Annotated in this window: 18 protein-coding genes; 13 read left to right on the top strand and 5 right to left on the bottom strand. The window is 71.9% G+C overall.

The genetic code is table 11. The annotated features are described in order from the left end of the window. The first annotated feature begins 30 nt into the window (after nt 1-30). Entirely contained in the window at nt 31-1,416 is a 1,386-nt protein-coding gene (locus tag BLT99_RS07485; RefSeq protein WP_092670626.1) for a M16 family metallopeptidase, read from the top strand. A 30-nt stretch (nt 1,417-1,446) separates the two neighbouring features. Then, the gene (locus BLT99_RS07480) at nt 1,447-2,052 is read left to right on the top strand and encodes a histidine phosphatase family protein (RefSeq protein WP_092670624.1); all 606 of its coding nucleotides are present in this window, start codon (nt 1,447-1,449) and stop codon (nt 2,050-2,052) included. A gap of 23 nt (nt 2,053-2,075) precedes the next feature. Here BLT99_RS07480 and BLT99_RS07475 read toward each other — a convergent pair whose 3' ends face one another. Further along, on the bottom strand, nt 2,076-2,552 hold the full coding sequence (locus tag BLT99_RS07475) for a GNAT family N-acetyltransferase (RefSeq protein WP_092670622.1): 477 nt from the start codon (nt 2,550-2,552) through the stop codon (nt 2,076-2,078). A gap of 62 nt (nt 2,553-2,614) precedes the next feature. Between BLT99_RS07475 and dapB the strand changes: the two genes are divergently transcribed. Then, nucleotides 2,615-3,364, top strand: a complete 750-nt coding sequence (dapB, locus tag BLT99_RS07470; RefSeq protein WP_092670620.1) for a 4-hydroxy-tetrahydrodipicolinate reductase — start codon at nt 2,615-2,617, stop codon at nt 3,362-3,364. Next, nucleotides 3,361-3,804, top strand: a complete 444-nt coding sequence (locus BLT99_RS07465) for a hypothetical protein (RefSeq protein WP_092670618.1) — start codon at nt 3,361-3,363, stop codon at nt 3,802-3,804. Before dapB ends, BLT99_RS07465 begins: the two co-directional genes overlap by 4 nt. On the opposite strand, the gene BLT99_RS07460 is transcribed toward BLT99_RS07465, so the two are convergent. From BLT99_RS07460 to BLT99_RS07445, 4 genes are all read right to left on the bottom strand, one after another. Beyond that, the gene (locus BLT99_RS07460) at nt 3,776-4,681 is read right to left on the bottom strand and encodes a TIGR01777 family oxidoreductase (protein WP_092670616.1); all 906 of its coding nucleotides are present in this window, start codon (nt 4,679-4,681) and stop codon (nt 3,776-3,778) included. The two genes, BLT99_RS07465 and BLT99_RS07460, sit on opposite strands and share 29 nt — an antisense overlap. 2 nt (nt 4,682-4,683) lie before the next feature. Beyond that, nucleotides 4,684-5,109: an OsmC family peroxiredoxin gene (locus BLT99_RS07455; protein ID WP_092670614.1), complete on the bottom strand. Its 426-nt coding sequence runs from the start codon at nt 5,107-5,109 to the stop codon at nt 4,684-4,686. Between the two features lie 112 nt (nt 5,110-5,221). Then, nucleotides 5,222-5,692 carry a DUF4395 domain-containing protein gene (locus BLT99_RS07450; protein ID WP_092670612.1) on the bottom strand — a complete coding sequence of 157 codons (471 nt, stop codon included), beginning with the start codon at nt 5,690-5,692 and terminating at the stop codon, nt 5,222-5,224. Then, complete coding sequence (locus tag BLT99_RS07445) at nt 5,673-6,146, bottom strand: thioredoxin family protein (RefSeq protein ID WP_092670610.1); 474 nt, start codon at nt 6,144-6,146, stop codon at nt 5,673-5,675. Before BLT99_RS07445 ends, BLT99_RS07450 begins: the two co-directional genes overlap by 20 nt. 104 nt (nt 6,147-6,250) lie before the next feature. Between BLT99_RS07445 and BLT99_RS07440 the strand changes: the two genes are divergently transcribed. From BLT99_RS07440 to BLT99_RS07400, 9 genes are all read left to right on the top strand, one after another. After that, nucleotides 6,251-7,060 (top strand): thymidylate synthase, encoded by an 810-nt coding sequence (locus BLT99_RS07440; protein ID WP_092670608.1) that lies wholly within the window; start codon nt 6,251-6,253, stop codon nt 7,058-7,060. Then, nucleotides 7,057-7,596, top strand: a complete 540-nt coding sequence (locus tag BLT99_RS07435) for a dihydrofolate reductase (RefSeq protein WP_092670606.1) — start codon at nt 7,057-7,059, stop codon at nt 7,594-7,596. Before BLT99_RS07440 ends, BLT99_RS07435 begins: the two co-directional genes overlap by 4 nt. A 1,200-nt stretch (nt 7,597-8,796) precedes the next feature. Further along, nucleotides 8,797-9,174: a hypothetical protein gene (locus tag BLT99_RS07430; RefSeq protein WP_133988561.1), complete on the top strand. Its 378-nt coding sequence runs from the start codon at nt 8,797-8,799 to the stop codon at nt 9,172-9,174. Between the two features lie 3 nt (nt 9,175-9,177). Further along, nucleotides 9,178-10,152 carry a 4-hydroxy-tetrahydrodipicolinate synthase gene (gene dapA / locus BLT99_RS07425; RefSeq protein WP_092670602.1) on the top strand — a complete coding sequence of 325 codons (975 nt, stop codon included), beginning with the start codon at nt 9,178-9,180 and terminating at the stop codon, nt 10,150-10,152. 119 nt (nt 10,153-10,271) lie between these two features. Further along, a complete protein-coding gene (locus BLT99_RS07420; RefSeq protein WP_092670600.1) occupies nt 10,272-11,948 on the top strand; it encodes a ribonuclease J in 1,677 nt (558 codons plus the stop codon). An 83-nt stretch (nt 11,949-12,031) separates the two neighbouring features. Then, complete coding sequence (locus BLT99_RS07415; RefSeq protein WP_092670598.1) at nt 12,032-12,523, top strand: GNAT family N-acetyltransferase; 492 nt, start codon at nt 12,032-12,034, stop codon at nt 12,521-12,523. Between the two features lie 104 nt (nt 12,524-12,627). Further along, nucleotides 12,628-15,510 (top strand): FtsK/SpoIIIE family DNA translocase, encoded by a 2,883-nt coding sequence (locus BLT99_RS07410; RefSeq protein WP_092670596.1) that lies wholly within the window; start codon nt 12,628-12,630, stop codon nt 15,508-15,510. A gap of 52 nt (nt 15,511-15,562) precedes the next feature. Next, nucleotides 15,563-16,168 (top strand): CDP-diacylglycerol--glycerol-3-phosphate 3-phosphatidyltransferase, encoded by a 606-nt coding sequence (gene pgsA, locus BLT99_RS07405; RefSeq protein ID WP_092670594.1) that lies wholly within the window; start codon nt 15,563-15,565, stop codon nt 16,166-16,168. Further along, entirely contained in the window at nt 16,165-16,698 is a 534-nt protein-coding gene (locus tag BLT99_RS07400; RefSeq protein WP_371874289.1) for a CinA family protein, read from the top strand. Before pgsA ends, BLT99_RS07400 begins: the two co-directional genes overlap by 4 nt. Nucleotides 16,699-16,728: the final 30 nt, after the last annotated feature.

Below are 16,728 nucleotides of genomic sequence, written 5' to 3'. Positions count from 1 at the left end.
CCCCCGGGCGGGTGGCATAGGCTGGAGCGCGTGAACGGCGCCGTCGAACTGCCCTTGGGCCAACCCGAGCTGGAGTTCCGAGCCGCCGGCGACACCCTCGTCCGTCGATCCGTGCTGCCGTCCGGCATCCGCGTGCTCACCGAGCGCGTCCCGGGCAGCCGGAGCGCGACGATCGGGTTCTGGGTCGCCGTCGGCTCACGCGACGAACATGCGGCCGGAAGCGGTCATCCGGCCACGCACGGCTCCACGCACTTCCTCGAGCACCTGCTCTTCAAGGGCACCGAGACGCGCAGCGCCCTCGACATCGCGGTCTCCTTCGACGCGGTGGGCGGCGAGCACAACGCCGTCACGGCCAAGGAGTACACCTGCTACTACGCCAAGGTCCAGGACCGCGACCTCGCGATGGCGGTCGAGGTCCTCGCCGACATGTTCACCTCCTCGGTGCTCGATCCCGAGGAGTTCGAGAGCGAGCGCCGCGTCATCCTCGAGGAGCTGGCCATGGCCGGCGACGACCCGGCGGATGTCGCGAACGAGCGCTTCTTCGAAGCCGTGCTGGGGAGCCATCCGCTCGCCCGGCCCATCGGCGGCGACCCGGCCGCGATCGACGCCGCGACGCGTGACGCGGTATGGGAGCACTACCGTGCGAACTACCGGCCCAACGACCTCGTCGTCACGGCAGCCGGCGCCGTCGACCACGACGACCTCGTCGCGGGGCTGACCGCCGCGCTCGGCGGGGCCGGATGGCAGCTCGACCAGCCCGCCGCACCCGTGGAACGGCGTCCGACGGAGACCCCGCTCCTCGACGGCACGTCCCCGCTGACCGTCGTCGAGCGGCCGGGGGAGCAGGTGAACCTCGTGCTCGGCGTGCCCGGGCTCGTGGCGACCGACGAGCGCCGCGCGGTGCTGAGCGTGCTCAACACCGTCTTCGGCGCCGGGATGTCGTCGCGCCTGTTCCAGCAGATCCGCGAGCGCCGCGGCCTGGCCTATTCCGTGTACTCCTTCGCTCCCGGCTACTCCGACGCGGGCGTGTTCGGCATGTACGCCGGATGCGCCCCCAAGAACGCGCCCACCGTCGCCGCGCTCCTGCGCACCGAGCTCGAACGCCTCGCCCACCACGGCGTGACCGCCGACGAGCTCGCGCGAGCGGCGGGCTACCTCGGCGGCGCGTCCGCGCTGGCGCTCGAGGACAGTGACACGCGGATGTCGCGACTCGGCCGCGCCGAACTCGCGCTCGGCGAGTTCGCCGACCTCGACGAGGCGCTCCGCCGCGTCGCACGCGTCACCGTCGACGACGTGCAGGCGCTCGCCGCCGACCTCGCGGACCGGCCCTTCTCGCTCGTGGCCGTCGGCCCGGTCGAGCAGAGCGCGTTCCGCTCGGTCGTCGACGCATCCGAACCCCGCACCGACGTCGCCTGAGCGACGCCCGACCCCGAACCAGGACACGACGTGCCCCACCACCTGTACCTCGTCCGCCATGGCGAGCAGATCGATGCCGAGCACGGGATGCGCGACGGCGGGCTCTCACCGCGCGGCCGGCGCCAGGCCGAGCTGCTCGGCGAGCGCCTCGGCGGAATCCCCTTCGACGCGGCCTACCACTCGCCGCTGCAGCGTGCGGCCGAGACGGCCGACATCATCGCGACGAAGATGCCGGCGCTCGAGCCCGAGCCGTCCGCCCTGCTCTTCGACTGCGTGCCCTCCGGTCCGGCCCCCGAGACCCCCTCGGCCTACGCGCCGTTCTTCGGGTCGTTCACCGAGCTCGACTTCGAGGCCGGCCGCGCGCAGATGGCCGACGCCAACGCCGAGTTCCTGCGCTCGCATCGCGAGGACCGGCACGACCTGCTCATCACGCACAACTTCGTGATCGGATGGTTCGTGCGCGAGGTACTGGGCGCGCCGGAGTGGCGGTGGGCGACCATCAACCAGGCGAACTGCGGCCTCACCGTGCTGACGCAGCGCGCCCCCGGACGACCGTGGACGCTGCTCGTGCACAACGACCTCGCGCACCTTCCGCCCGAGCTGCGCACGGGCCTGCCCGAGCCGTTCGCGTTCTGAGTCGAGCGGCCGCCCACCGGCTCTCACATCTGCTTGCCGTACCAGTGCGTCGCGTTCGGGTTCGCGTTGTACGGCTCGATCTCGACGTAGCCGCTCGACCGGTAGAGCCCGCCTGCGGCCTCGAGGCTCGCGTTCGTGTCCAGCACGACCTCCTCGGCGCCGAACTCGGCCGCGCGCCGCTCGAGCTCCTGGAGCAGTCGGCGTCCCTCGCCGTGCCCGCGGCCCTCTGGCGCGAGCCACAGGTGCTTGACCTCGAACCTGATGCGATGCTCGGGGGAACGCTGGATGCGCCGGACGCCGCCGCAGCCGACCGCACGCCCCTCGTCGTCCTCGAGCACCAGGAACACGCCGGCCGGCGGCGTGAACTGGGCAGCGTCGGGCCACGTCGGCCGGTACTCGCCCTGTTCCGCGGGGAACCCGGCGGCGCGCTCGGCGAAGTAGTCGTCGAGCAGGCGGTGCGCGTCGGGGTCGGTCACGGAGGCATCGCGGAAGCGCAGCATGCGTTCCAGCGTAGAGGGGACGGCGCGGGGCGCCATCCGGCCCGGTTGCTAGGGTTGGCGTCGTGACGATCAGGGTCGCGGTGGCCGGAGCCACGGGGAAGATGGGGCGCCTCGCCGCGCGGTTGATCGACGAGGCCGACGACCTCGAACTCCACGCAGGGCTCGACTCGAGGTCGAACCTCGACGAACTCGAAGGCGCCGACGTCGTGCTCGACGTGACGCATCCGGCGGCGAGCCCGGCGATCGTCGAGGCCGCGATCGACGCGGGCATGGCGGTGGTCGTCGGCACGTCGGGATGGTCGCGCGAACGCATCGCCGACGTCGAGCGGCGACTGCGCGACCTCGACGATGCGCCCGGCGTGATCTTCGTCCCCAACTTCTCCGTCGGGAGCGTGCTCGGCTCGGCGTTCGCGGCGCTCGCGGCCGACCACTTCGACTCCATCGAGATCGTCGAGGCCCATCACGCCGGCAAGGTCGACTCGCCTTCCGGTACCGCGGTGCGCACCGCCGAGCTCATCGCCGCCGCACGCGGCGAGGACGGCCCGGTGGCGGCTCCGCACGCCGACCAGCGTGCGCGCGGTCAGCTCGTGTCGGGCGTTCCCGTGCACAGCATGCGGATGGCAGGACTGCTCGCCGACCAGCGCGTCGTGCTCGGCGGGGAGGGCGAGACCCTCACCATCCAGCACACGACCATCGCGCCCACCGCGTATGAGAAGGGCATCCTCCTCGCGCTGCGACGGGCGGCGACCGCCGAAGGCGTGACCGTCGGACTCGACGCCCTCCTCGGTCTCCACCTGCCCGGGACGCGATGAGCGGCGCCAAGGTCGGCGCCGTCGTCATGGCGGTGCTGCTCGCGCTCTACCTCGTGCTCGTGGGATGGCGCGCGGTGCAATTCGTCCAGACGGGCGAGCCGATCGCGGTCGTGCTGGGCGTGGCGCTGATCGTCCTGCCCCTGCTGGCGGCCTGGGGCATCTGGCGCGAACTGCAGTTCGGGATGCGGTCGCAGCTCCTGGTCGAACGACTCGGCGCCGAGGGCGCGCTCGATCTCGGGCTCCCCGTGCGTCCGAGCGGCCGAGCCGATCGGGCGGCGGCTGATGCCGCGTTCCCCCGGTTCCGTGAGGCCGTCGAAGCCGAGCCCGAGTCGTGGCGCGCATGGATGCGGCTCGGCCTGGCGTACGACGCGGCGGGCGACCGACGTCGCGCCCGACGCGCGGTGCGGACGGCTATCGAACTGGAGCGGACTCGACGTTGAACATCGCGTCGAGCGCCGCCTCGACCGTCGGGTGCGCGAAGCGGTAGCCGTCGTCGATGAGCCGCTGCGGGCGGACCTTCTGGCTCGACAGCAGCAGGTCCTCGGCGGCCGCGCCGAGACCGAGCTTGAGCAGCGGCGCGGGGACCTGGAACGCGTACGGGCGATGCAGGCGCTCGGCGACGGCGGACATGATGCGGTCGGCGGTCGCCGGTGTGGGGCCGACGAGATTGACGGGGCCCGAGATCGACGAGCCGAGCAGGTGCACGATCGCGCCGACCTCGTCGTCGAGCGCGATCCAGGGCCAGTGCTGCCCGCCCGTGGAGAGACGCCCTGAGGCCCCGGTCCTGGTCAGCCGCGTGATGGGCTTGAACGCGCCGCCGGGGCCGACGATGATGCCCGTTCGCAGCAGGACGGTGCGGGTCTCGTGGGGTGCGAGCTGCGCGGCGGCCTCCCATCGCCCGACCACGTCGGCGAGGAATCCCCGTCCGGGCACCGAGTGCTCGGTGAGCAGCTCACCCGGCCGGTCGCCGTAGATGCCCACAGCCGAACCGCTCAGGAACGCCTCCGGTGGCGACGAGGCCTTCCGCATCGCGTCGGCGAGCGTTCGCGTTGCCGCCACGCGCGATTCGAGGATCTCGTCGCGGTAGCGGCGAGTCCACGGCAACCGGGTGAGCGAGGCGCCGGAGAGGTTGAGGACCGCGTCGACGCGGTCCATGACGGTGAAGTCGATGATGCCGGACGCTGGTGACCAGCTCACCTCGTCGTGCGCGTGCGCGCGACGCCGCACGAGGCGCAGCACCTCGTGGCCCTCCTCGACGAGTCGCGAGGTGACCGCGGTGCCGATGAAGCCGGAGGCGCCGGCGACGAGGACGCGCACTGCTAGGCGAGCTCGGCTTCGATGGTGATGGGGGTGCCGCCGAGCGCCTTCGAGATCGGGCAGTTCGTCTTCGCCTCGTCGGCGAGGCGCTCGAACTCCGCCTCGCTGATCCCCGGGACGCGGCCGCTCACGAGCAGGTGGCTGCCGGTCACGCCCTCACCCGGCTGGAACGTCACGGCGGCCGTGGCCTGGATGCTCTCGGGCGGATACCCGGCCTCGGCCAGCGCGAGCGAGAAGGCCATCGAGAAGCACGCGGAATGGGCGGCGGCGAGCAGTTCCTCGGGGTTCGTGACCCCGGCCTCGCCCTCGGCGCGTGCCTTCCAGTCGAGGTCGAACTCCGCGACCTTGGACGAGTCCAGGCGCGTGTGGCCCGATCCTTCGAACAGGGTGCCGGTCCAGACGGTGGTCGATTCGCTCGTCAGTGCCATTCGGCTTCTCCTCCTCGAGTCGGGGCCTTCAGCCTAGCGAGCGGATGTCGCGCGCGGGAGGCGTCGGAAGTGCGCGTCTGGCCGGGCGGAGGCGGCGCCTCGGTACCTCCGGTCAGGCGGCGCGGATGACGCGCGCCCTGACGAGCAGCAGGTAGAGCTGGCAGCCGAGGCAGAAGCCGAACGCGGCGTTGAGGAACGCGGCGACGAACGCGAGCGCGGCCGCGATCGGCACCGCGGCGGTGACGCCGACGAGCCCCAGCACCACGCCCGTTCCGGTGACGAGGAAACCCACCAGCTGCGCGAACGTCGGAGGGCGGGGGTCCTCGAGCTCGGACGGCGGCGCGAGCCGCGGACGGATGAGCGCGCGGAAGACCAGCCCGAACGGATTGCGGGCCACGCCGGCGACCGCGCTCCACGCGAAGACGGCCGTGATCGCCGTGAGCAGGAGGAGGGCGGCGAGATCGAGCCCGCCGAAGCCGAGGACGGCCGTCGCGAGGAGCAGCACGGCGGTGATCGCCGCCGTGAAGCGCGGACCACGCGCGTCGATCCCCGAGCGCGCGCGTTCAGGCGTGGTGGGCGACACGGTTCCTCCCGGTCAGGTCGTCGATGAGTCGGCGGAGCTCCGCGGTGCGCGGGACGCCGGCGATGCGCCCCGCGGCACGGCCGTCGGCGTCGAGCACGAGGACGGTCGGCGTCTGCGTCACGCGGAACCGATCTGCGAGCGCAGGGTCGCGCGTGAGGTCGACCTCCACATGGCGCACGCCCTCGTACCCGCGGGCCAGGTCCTCGAGGGCCTTGGCCGTCGAGGGGCACCGGCTGCAGAATTCGGTGGAGAACTGCACGAGCGTCGCCTCGGCGCCGAGCCGATCGCCGCCGAGGCCCAGGTCCGCGGCGTCCCGGCGTGCGACGGACGCGGTCGACGGCGGCTCGCCGGTGACCCGGCGAACGCGCCCGTCGCGCGACTTCCACGCGAACCCGGCTGCGAGCGCCGCGAGCGGCAGCCCCACTCCGGCCACGAGCGCGGCAAGGACATCCATGCTGCGGATGCTACGCGCGCCCCGGATCCGCCCGCCCCGTTGTGACGCCGGGTGACGGGGCGCGCCTGTCGTCGACGCCGTCGGCCGGGCGTAGCCTTGACGCCGTGGCCAGCGCGATCCCCACCCCGTACGAAGACCTGCTCCGCGACGTGCTCGAGCACGGCACGCCGAAGTCCGACCGCACCGGGACCGGCACCCGCAGCGTGTTCGGCCGGCAGATCCGGTTCGACCTGTCACAGGGCTTCCCGCTCATCACGACGAAGCGCGTGCATTTCAAGTCCATCGCGTACGAGCTGCTGTGGTTCCTGCGCGGCGAGTCGAACGTGCGCTGGCTGCAGGAGCACGGCGTGACCATCTGGGACGAGTGGGCCGACGCCAAGGGCGAACTCGGCCCCGTCTACGGCGTGCAATGGCGGTCGTGGCCCACGCCGTCGGGCGAGCAGATCGACCAGATCGCTCAGGTCATCGAGCAGATCCGCACGAATCCCGACTCGCGTCGGCTCATCGTGTCGGCGTGGAACCCGGCCGACATCCCCGACATGGCGCTCGCCCCGTGCCACGCGCTGTTCCAGTTCCATGTCGCCGACGGGCGGCTGTCGTGCCAGCTGTACCAGCGCAGCGCCGACCTGTTCCTCGGCGTCCCGTTCAACATCGCCTCGTACGCCCTGCTCACGCACCTGATCGCCCAGCAGGCCGGGCTCGAGGTCGGCGACTTCGTCTGGACCGGCGGCGACTGCCACATCTACGACAACCACGTCGAGCAGGTGACCGAGCAGCTGTCGCGCGAGCCGTACGCGTACCCGACCCTGCGCCTGGCGCGCCGCCCCGACTCGATCGACGACTACCGGTTCGAGGACTTCGAGGTCGTCGGCTACGAGCACCACCCCGCCATCCGCGCGGCCGTCGCCGTATGAGCCCCGACCGGGCCGATGACGCGGCGCCCCGAATCGGGCTGATCTGGGCCGAGGCGCGCGGCGGCGTGATCGGGGCAGGCGGCACCATGCCCTGGCACGTCCCCGAGGACCTCGCGCACTTCAAGCGCACGACGCATGGTGCACCCGTCGTGATGGGTCGCCGCACGTGGGAGTCGCTTCCGCCGCGATTCCGCCCGCTGCCCGGCCGCGCCAACATCGTCGTGACACGCCAGGCCGTTTGGGCGGGGGAGGGCGCGGTGCGTGCCGGGTCCGTCGACGAGGCGCTCGCGCTCGCGGCATCCGATGCCGATGACTGGATCTGGGTCATCGGCGGCGCCGAGCTCTTCGCGCGGACGATCGACCGGGCCGATCGCCTCGTCATCACCGAACTCGACCTCGACGTCGAGGGCGACACCTTCGCGCCCGAGCACGGCTCCGACTGGCGCGTCGTCGCCGTCGATCCGCCCGAGGGATGGCACGCGTCCCGTACCGGAATCCGCTACCGCACCGTCGTCTTCTCCCGTCACTCATCCTGATCGCCGCCCGACCCGGGACGATCCTCCGGCGAACCGCGTGGTCTCGGTCGCGAGCTCATGCTTCCCAGTTGCGCCACTCCTGAAAACAAGGACGCTGTCTCCACACCGAGCCCTCGCATTCGCTCGGCTCGGTGGTCGGCGCACCGTGCGGCGTCCCGTCCTTCGTTTCAGGAGGTTGGGGAGTGGGGCGTCGGGGGCCTGTGGGCTCGCCTGGCGTCCGTTCTTCGTTTCAGGAGGTTCGGGGAGTGGGGGCGTCGGAGGCCTGTGGGCTCGCCTGGCGTCCGTTCTTCGTTTCAGGAGGTTCGGGGAGTGGGGCGTCGGGGGCCTGTGGGCTCGCCCGGGCGTCCGTTCTTCGTTTCAGGAGGTTCGGGGAGTGGGGGCGTCGGGGGCCTGTGGGCTCGCCTGGCGTCCGTTCTTCGTTTCAGGAGGTTCGGGGAGTGGGGCGTCGGGGGCCTGTGGGCTCGCCCGGGCGTCCGTTCTTCGTTTCAGGAGGTTCGGGGAGTGGGGCGTCGGGGGCCTGTGGGCTCGCCCGGGCGTCCGTTCTTCGTTTCAGGAGGTTCGGGGAGTGGGGCGTCGGGGGCCTGTGGGCTCGCCTGGCGTCCGTTCTTCGTTTCAGGAGGTTCGGGGAGTGGGGCGTCGGGGGCCTGTGGGCTCGCCCGGGCGTCCGTTCTTCGTTTCAGGAGGTTCGGGGAGTGGGGCGTCGGGGGCCTGTGGGCTCGCCCGGGCGTCCGTTCTTCGTTTCAGGAGGTTCGGGGAGTGGGGCGTCGGGGGCCTGTGGGCTCGCCCGGGCGTCCGTTCTTCGTTTCAGGAGGTTCGGGGAGTGGGGCGTCGGGGGCCTGTGGGCTCGCCCGGGCGTCCGTCCTTCGTTTCAGGAGGTTCGGGGAGTGGGGCGTCGGGGGCCTGTGGGCTCGCCCGGGCGTCCTGTCCTTCGTTTCAGGAGGTGCGGCGAGGGGACGGGGCGATGGGGCTCGTGTGGCGTCCTTGGATTCAGGAGGCCGGCTGAGGATCACGATGATCCGGTGAGCGGGTGATCGATCTCGGGCGGGGCCTGTCCTCCACAGATGGCGCACCGCGTCGGAACCTGCGGAATCGTTCGCGCGCGCATCCCTTCGGGATCGCATCGGTGAGGCTCGTCCCATGAAGTATGCGCGGGACGTCGCCGCCCTCGGCGGGATCGCACGACGCTCCGACCTGCGGCGAATGGGGCTCGACGACCAGATGGTACGCATCCTCGTCGCATACGGCGATCTGATCCGGGTCCGGCAGGCCTGGTACGCCCTGCCGGGCACGCAGATCGACGCCATGCAGGCGTGCCGCATCGGCGGCCGTCTCGCATGTGCCAGCGCACTCCGCTTCCATGGCGAACCCATCGCGGACGACGGCGTCCTCCACGTCGAGATGCCGGCGAATGCGACGGCCCGGGAGCTCGAGCGCGGGTTGGGGACCGTTCGGCTGCATTGGTCGCGGCATCCTTCGGCGGGCAATCGGGCAGTGGTCGACGTGCGGGCCGCGAGGCGCCAGTGGGAGCGATGCGATCCGCGGAGCGGTGCGGCATCCGCCCATACCGATACCCTGTAGTGCGTGAGTGCTGAGAACCCCTTCGGACAGGTGCTGGTCGCGCTCGTCACGCCCATGACGGCGGACGGCGAGGTCGATTGGCCCGGGGTCGAGAAGCACATCGACGACGTCATCGACGCAGGCGCCGACGGCATCGTCGTGACGGGCACGACGGGCGAGACGTCGACGCTCACCGACCCCGAGAAGATCCGGCTCGTCGAGGTCGGCAAGGATGTCGCGGGCGGCCGCGCGAAGATCATCACGGGCGGCGGTTCGAACGAGACCGCGCACGCGATCGAGCTGTACAAGCACAGCGAGCAGGCCGGTGCCGACGGCATCATGATCGTCACGCCGTACTACAACAAGCCCACGCAGGCGGGCATCCTCACGCACTTCAGGCTGGTGGCGGATGCCACGGACCTGCCGGTCATCCTCTACGACATCCCGGGGCGCACGGGCGTGCCGATCATGTACGAGACGATCCTGCGCCTCGCGAAGCACCCCAACATCCTCGCGGTCAAGGACGCCAAGGGCGACTTCTCCGAGGTCAGCCGCGTGCTCAACCAGACCGACCTCATGTACTTCTCGGGCGACGACGCGAACGTGCTGCCGCACCTCGCCATCGGCGCGACCGGTCTCATCGGCGTCACCGCGAACATCGCCCCGGCGCCGTACCGCACGATCGTCGACGCCGTGAACGCGGGCGACCTGACCACGGCCACGGCCGAGCACCAGCGGCTCGAGCCGCTGGTCCGCGCGGTCATGACGCACGTGCCGGGTACGGTGGCGGCGAAGTACATCCTGCACGGCCTCGGCCGGATCGGGAGCCCGCGGGTGCGTCTGCCGCTCGTCGGCCCCGAGGAATGGGAGGCTGCTCGCATCGAGGACGAGATCGACCTCGTGCAGGGCATCCCCGGCGTCGACTTCCACAACTTCCGCCCCGACCGCAACGCCGCCGCGGGCGGCGCGCTGCCGAAGGTGGCCGGCACGACGCGCTGATCGCGACGCACCGGGGCGCCGTGAAGGGCGCCACGCGGGCCCCCGCCGGGCGGCCCGCCCCGAGACATCCGCGGCCATGAGGGTCGCACCGAACTGAACACTGAACGTGAGGAGGGCGCATGCCCGACGAAGTCATCGACCCCGCACCGCTGGAACCCGGCACGCTCCGGGTCATCCCCATCGGCGGCCTCGGCGAGGTCGGCCGCAACATGACGAGCTTCGAGATCGACGGCAAGCTGCTCATCGTCGACTGCGGCGTGCTCTTCCCCGAGGAGCACCAACCGGGCGTCGACCTGATCCTGCCCGACTTCGGGTTCCTGCGCGACCGCCTCGACGACATCGTCGCGGTCGTGCTCACGCACGGCCACGAGGACCACATCGGCGCCGTGCCGTACCTCCTGAAGCTTCGGGCCGACATCCCGCTCGTGGGCTCGCAGCTCACGCTCGCGCTCGTCGAGGCGAAGCTCAAGGAGCACCGCATCCAGCCGTACAGCCTCACCGTCAAGGAGGGGCAGCGCGAGAAGCTCGGGCCGTTCGAACTCGAGTTCGTCGCGGTCAACCACTCGATCCCCGACGCCCTGGCGGTCGCCATCCGGACGAGCGCGGGCACCGTGCTCGCCACGGGCGACTTCAAGATGGACCAGCTGCCGCTCGACGGGCGCCTGACCGACCTGCGCGAGTTCGCGCGACTCGGCAAGGAGGGCGTCGACCTGTTCCTCGTCGACTCCACGAACGCGGATGTGCCGGGCTTCACGCCGCTCGAGCGGTCGATCGGCCCCGTGCTCGACGAGGTCATCGCGCGCTCGCCGCGTCGGGTCATCGTCGCGAGCTTCTCGAGCCACGTGCATCGCGTGCAGCAGGTGCTGCACGCGGCGCACCAGAACGGGCGTCGCGTGGCGCTGCTCGGCCGCAGCATGGTGCGCAACATGACCATCGCGGCCGACCTCGGGTACCTCGACGTGCCGTCGGGCGTGCTGGTCGACTTCAAGAAGGCCGGCGACATCCCCGACGACCGCATCGTCTACATGTCGACCGGGTCCCAGGGCGAGCCGATGGCCGTCCTGAGCCGCATGGCCAACCGCGACCACCAGATCGAGATCGGCGAGGGCGACACGGTCATCCTGGCCTCGAGCCTGATCCCGGGCAACGAGAACGCGGTGTACCGCGTCATCGACGGCCTCACCAAGCTCGGCGCCAACGTCGTGCACAAGGGCAACGCGAAGGTGCACGTCTCGGGCCACGCCGCCGCGGGCGAGCTGCTCTACTGCTACAACATCCTGCAGCCGCGCAATGTCCTGCCGGTGCACGGCGAGTTCCGCCACCTCGTCGCCAACGCCCGTCTCGCGCAGGACACGGGCATCGCGCCCGAGCGCACGTTCCTCGCCGAGAACGGCACGGTGCTCGACCTGAAGGACGGCCGAGTCGACGTCGTCGGCCAGCTCGACCTCGGATTCGTCTACGTCGACGGCTCGACCGTCGGCGAGATCACCGACGCCGACCTGAAGGACCGCCGCATCCTCTCGGAGGAGGGCTTCATCTCGGTGATCATCGTGGTCGACGCCACGACGGGCAAGGTCATCGTCGGCCCCGAGATCCACGCGCGCGGCTTCGCCGAGGATGACGCCGTCTTCGAGGACGTCAAGCCCAAGATCGTCGCCGCGCTCGCGGATGCCGCCCACCACGGCGTGCGCGACCCGCGCGCGCTGCAGCAGACGGTGCGCCGCACGCTCGGCAGCTGGGTGAACCGGCGCCTCCGCCGCCGGCCCATGCTGGTGCCGCTCGTCATCGAGGCGTAGCGGCCGGCTTCGCGGGCGAGCGGATGGCGCGCCATCCGCTCGCCCGAAACACCGCCGTAACACCGCGCGCGTACCCTCCGCGCATGGCGGACTTCTCCATCCGACCCGCCCACCCGGCGGACGGCGGCTTCCTCGCCGACATGGTCGTCGAGGCCGCGAACTGGCGCGCGGGAAGCACCCGCCCGCGTCCGGCGATCCTCGCCGACGCCCGCCACGGCGGCTACGTGGCCGGTTGGCAGCGCCCGGCCGACCGCGGCGTCGTCGCGGTCGACCCCGACGGCCGTTCGATCGGGGCCACCTGGTTCCGCCTGTTCGGCGCCGACCGTCCCTCGATGGGGTTCGTCGCCGCAGGGGTGCCCGAGCTCATCATCGGCGTGCGCCCGATCTGGCGCGCGCAGGGCGTCGGCCGCGCGCTGCTGCGGGCGCTCGCCGATCGCGCGCGCCTCGAGGGATACGCGCGGCTCGCCCTCTCGGTCGAGCACGGGAACTTCGCCCACGAGCTCTACCGCTCGGAGGGATTCACGGTCGTCGCGTCGTCGGGCGACCGCGACACGATGGTCCGCGCGCTGCGCTGACGGGCGGATGTCGCGACCACCGTCGCAACCGCCGTCGTGACGCGTGCGCCGACACTCGCCCGGCCTGCGGCCCCGTGCGGGTGGTGAGCCGTAACGTGGGACGCATGGCTACGGGCACCAGGTCGAACGGGCGCGCCTCGGGCGCGTCCGGGCGCGGCTCGTCCACGCGGACCGCACCCACCAAGAAGCTGCCGGCGCAGCGCGGATCGACGCGCACGTCGAAGGCCGCGCCCGCGTCGAAGCAGGGACCCGGACTCCTGGTCCGCGCATGGATGGGGCTCGCGCACCTCACGGGCGGCGCCGCGCGAGCGCTCGGCCCCGAGACGCTGGCGAAGGAGGAGCGGCGCGACGGACTGCCGTTCTTCCTCGTGCTCATGGCGATCACGGGCGCCGTGGTCGAGTGGTTCCTCATCAACGACCCCGTGGCCCAGACGCTCGACGCCTACACGTTCGGTGGGCTCTTCGGCCGAGTCGCCTTCGCGCTCCCGGTCGTCATGCTGATGTTCGCGGTCTGGCTGTTCCGCCATCCGAGCTCGGTGCACGACAACACGCGCATCGGCATCGGGCTCGGGATGCTGCTGCTCACGATCTCGGCGTTGTGCCACCTCTTCGGCGGCCAGCCGTCCCCGAGCGAGGGCATGACCGTGCTCGCGCAGGCGGGCGGCATCCTCGGCTGGATGCTGGCGCAGCCGCTCATCCTCCTCATCACCGAGGTCGGCGCGGCGGTCGTGCTCGTCCTCCTCGGCCTGCTGTCGCTGCTCATCCTCACGAAGACGCCGCCGAACCGGATCCCGCAGCGGTTCCGGGAGCTGTACGCGTGGCTGTTCGGCGCGCTCGAACCCGCCGACGACGATGCGGCCGGTGCGGACGGTGCCGCCGACGCGAAATCCAAGCGCCGGTCGCGTCGCGAACGCGCCGAGCAGGTCGAACTCGACGGCGTCGACGACGATGCGCAGGGCGGCGGGCTGCTGCCGTGGTGGCGGCGCAACGCGTCGAGCCGCGAGGAGGACCCCGAGTACACCGCAGGGGGTGCCGAGGGCATCACCGAAGTGTTCGGCCCGGGTTCGGCCGCCGGCAGCTTCGAGACGCCGCTCGAGGGCGCGCGTCCCGCCGACGCGTACGGGGCCGGCGTCATCAGCGAACTCGAGCGCGCCGAGTCGGCGCTGCAGCGCTTCACGGGCGAGGTGCCGCACGGCGGTACAGGCCTCCAGGGCGACGACCCGGATGCCACGACCGTGCTCGGCGCGGCCGGTGCCGGTGGGGCGGCGGGCGCGGCCGGCTCGACCGGGGTCGCGGCGGGCGCGCCATCCGTCGACGGCGACGCACCCGCCGAGCCCGAGCGCCCGTACCACCTGCCCGCGTCGTCGACGCTCGCGGCCGGCGCGCCCGCGAAGACCCGCTCGGCCGTGAACGACGACGTCGTGCGCCAGATCACGGGAGTGCTCGAGCAGTTCGGCGTCGACGCGAAGGTCACGGGGTTCTCGCGCGGTCCGACCGTGACGCAGTACGAGATCGAGCTCGGTCCCGGCGTCAAGGTCGAGCGGGTGACGGCGCTGTCGAAGAATCTCGCGTACGCCGTCGCCTCCAACGAGGTGCGCATCCTCTCGCCGATCCCGGGCAAGAGCGCGATCGGCATCGAGATCCCGAACGCCGACCGCGAGATCGTGACGCTCGGCGACGTGCTTCGCTCGGGCGCCGCGGTGAACGCCAAGCACCCCATGACGATCGGCGTCGGCAAGGACGTCGGGGGCGGCCACGTCGTCGCGAACCTCGCGAAGATGCCGCACCTGCTCGTGGCCGGATCGACCGGCTCGGGCAAGTCGAGCTTCGTGAACTCGATGATCACGAGCCTGCTCATGCGCGCCAGGCCGTCCGACGTGCGGATGGTGCTCATCGACCCGAAGCGCGTCGAGCTCGCGCCGTACGCCGGCGTGCCGCACCTCATCACGCCCATCATCACGAATCCCAAGAAGGCGGCCGAGGCGCTGCAGTGGGTCGTGAAGGAGATGGACATGCGGTACGACGACCTCGCGTCGTTCGGGTTCCGCCACATCGACGACTTCAACAAGGCGGTCGTGGGCGACGAGATCGTGCTGCCGTCGGGGAGCGAGCGCAAGCTGAAGCCGTACCCGTACCTCCTGGTCGTGGTCGACGAGCTCGCCGACCTCATGATGGTCGCGCCGCGCGACGTCGAGGACTCGATCGTGCGGATCACGCAGCTGGCGCGCGCCTCCGGGATCCACCTCGTGCTCGCCACGCAGCGCCCGTCGGTCGACGTCGTCACCGGCCTCATCAAGGCGAACGTGCCGTCGCGCCTCGCGTTCGCGGTCACGAGCGTCACGGACTCCCGGGTCATCCTCGACCAGCCCGGCGCCGACAAGCTCATCGGCCAGGGCGACGCACTGTTCCTGCCGATGGGCGCGTCGAAGCCGATCCGCGTGCAGGGCGCGTGGGTCAGCGAGGGCGAGATCGAGAAGGTCGTCAAGCACGTCACCCGACAGGCGCGGCCCGAGTACCGGCAGGACGTCGCGGCCGCCGTCGAGAAGAAGGAGATCGACTCCGACATCGGCGACGACCTCGAGCTGCTGCTCGCTGCGGCCGAGCTGGTCGTCTCGACCCAGTTCGGATCGACCTCGATGCTCCAGCGCAAGCTGCGCGTCGGCTTCGCGAAGGCGGGCCGCCTGATGGACCTGCTCGAGTCGCGCGAGATCGTGGGTCCCTCCGAGGGGTCGAAGGCACGCGACGTGCTCGTCACGCCCGAGCAGCTTCCGGGCGTGCTCGCGAAGCTGCGCGGCGAGGAGCCGGCGGGCACGTCCGCGCCGACGGCTGCGGCGGCATCCGGCGCCCCGTCGCACCCCGCGCCCGCCACGACTGCGCCCCCCGCCGACGACCGCTACGACGACCCGGTCGGTCGCATCCCCGACGACCTCGAAGAGGTCGAGGCCGACTCCGACGAGGACGCCTGGGGGCTCACCGGCCGCGACTGACGGCGGGACCATCGACCGCTGCGGGCGACCGGCCCGTCGATAGGCTGTGGCCATGACCTCACCCGCGGGCCGCACGCACTCGGCGAACAACTGGAACCTGCCGAACGCGATCACGGTCGTGCGGATCATCATGGCGCCGGTGTTCTTCTGGCTGCTCCTCGCCGACGCCGGCGCCGACGGCCCGATGCGCTGGTGGGCGGCGGTCATCTTCATCGTCGCGATCTCGACCGACTGGGTCGACGGGTGGCTGGCGCGCTCGCGCGGTCTCGTGACCGATGTCGGCAAGATCCTCGACCCCATCGCCGACAAGCTGCTCACGAGCGGCGCGCTCGTGTGCCTGTCGATCCTCGGCGAACTGCCGTGGTGGATCACGATCGTCATCGTCGTGCGCGAGGTCGGCATCACCGCGTGGCGGTTCGTCGAGCTGGGCCGCGGCACGGTCGTTCCCGCCTCGTCGGGTGGCAAGCTCAAGACGCTCACGCAGGCGATCGCGATCTCGCTGTTCCTGACGCCGCTCTGGACGATCGTCGGCGACTGGATCGTCTGGGTGAACTGGGCGTTCATGATCCTGGCCCTCGTGCTCACCGTCTGGTCGGGCCTGCTCTACGTGCGCGACGCGTTCCGGCTCGCGCGCGAGCACCGCAGCGAGGCCGCGTGAGCGACGAGCGGATGGCGCCGGCCGACGGCCCCGGCACCGATCCGACAGCCGAGCTGATCGCCGAGCTGACCCGCCGCGGCCTGCGCATCGCGGTCGCCGAATCCCTCACGGGTGGGCTCGTGGTCGGCGAGCTGACCCGGATCCCCGGCGCCTCGCTCGCGGTGAACGGCGGCGTCGTGGCGTACGACACCGGCGTGAAGCACTCGGTGCTCGGAGTGCCGGCCGACCTGCTCGCCGCCGAGGGCGCCGTGCATCCCGACGTCGCGCGGCACATGGCCGACGGCGCCCGCCGCGCGCTCTCGGTCGACGGTCGCCCGGCCGACCTCGGCCTCGCGACCACGGGGGTCGCGGGCCCCGATCCGCAGGACGGCCGGCCCGTCGGGACCGTCTTCGTCGGTCTCGCGGACGCCGAGGGCACGGAGGCCGTCGCGCTCGAGCTCGCGGGCGATCGCGACGCGATCCGGCGCGCGACGGTACGCGCCGCGGTCGATGCGGCGCTCTCGCGCCTGCGCCGGCACGCGACCGCCTGACGCGGCCGGCCGACGCCCGGGCGTGCGCGG

It is taken from the genome of Agromyces flavus, assembly GCF_900104685.1.
Classification (GTDB): Bacteria; Actinomycetota; Actinomycetes; order Actinomycetales; family Microbacteriaceae; genus Agromyces; species Agromyces flavus.
Note: the sequence above shows the minus strand (reverse complement) of the source record. Positions and strands in the feature narration are given on the sequence as shown.

Coding starts and splice junctions, on each gene's coding strand:
- BLT99_RS07465 (WP_092670618.1), top strand. CDS start 3,361: ATGAGCGGCGCCAAGGTCGGCGCCGTCGTCATGGCGGTGCTGCTCGCG.
- BLT99_RS07420 (WP_092670600.1), top strand. CDS start 10,272: ATGCCCGACGAAGTCATCGACCCCGCACCGCTGGAACCCGGCACGCTC.
- BLT99_RS07430 (WP_133988561.1), top strand. CDS start 8,797: ATGGGGCTCGACGACCAGATGGTACGCATCCTCGTCGCATACGGCGAT.
- BLT99_RS07410 (WP_092670596.1), top strand. CDS start 12,628: ATGGCTACGGGCACCAGGTCGAACGGGCGCGCCTCGGGCGCGTCCGGG.
- BLT99_RS07455 (WP_092670614.1), bottom strand. CDS start 5,109: ATGGCACTGACGAGCGAATCGACCACCGTCTGGACCGGCACCCTGTTC.
- BLT99_RS07475 (WP_092670622.1), bottom strand. CDS start 2,552: ATGCTGCGCTTCCGCGATGCCTCCGTGACCGACCCCGACGCGCACCGC.
- BLT99_RS07435 (WP_092670606.1), top strand. CDS start 7,057: ATGAGCCCCGACCGGGCCGATGACGCGGCGCCCCGAATCGGGCTGATC.
- BLT99_RS07415 (WP_092670598.1), top strand. CDS start 12,032: ATGGCGGACTTCTCCATCCGACCCGCCCACCCGGCGGACGGCGGCTTC.
- BLT99_RS07445 (WP_092670610.1), bottom strand. CDS start 6,146: ATGGATGTCCTTGCCGCGCTCGTGGCCGGAGTGGGGCTGCCGCTCGCG.
- pgsA (WP_092670594.1), top strand. CDS start 15,563: ATGACCTCACCCGCGGGCCGCACGCACTCGGCGAACAACTGGAACCTG.